Raw genomic sequence first — 260 nt, 5'->3', positions numbered from 1 at the left:
CGTAGCCGCAATATTTCCTTGTGGTCCCTCGGGGCCCACAAAACCTTGTGCACCTTGCACCCCTTGAGGACCTGATATCCCGTGTTCTCCTAGATTCCCTTGGGGACCTCTAATTCCTTGCGCACCTGTCGGACCTGTTATTCCTTGTATACCTTGCATACCTTGAGAGCCTTGCGCTCCAGTTGGGCCTACTATACCTTGTATTCCTTGAGGTCCTTGGGAACCAATAGCTCCAGTCGGCCCTATTATTCCTTGCACCC

At 52.7% G+C, this 260-nt stretch carries 1 pseudogene; it reads right to left on the bottom strand.

Annotated features, from left to right (window positions below):
• Positions 1-260 (bottom strand): annotated as a pseudogene (locus tag ACS2QP_RS28025) (collagen-like protein); the annotation flags it as partial.

Origin of the sequence: Bacillus cereus group sp. Bce019, from assembly GCF_051781745.1 — a bacterium.
In the GTDB taxonomy this organism is placed as follows: Bacteria; Bacillota; Bacilli; order Bacillales; family Bacillaceae_G; genus Bacillus_A; species Bacillus_A cereus.
This window is presented reverse-complemented; position numbering and strand designations above follow the sequence as displayed.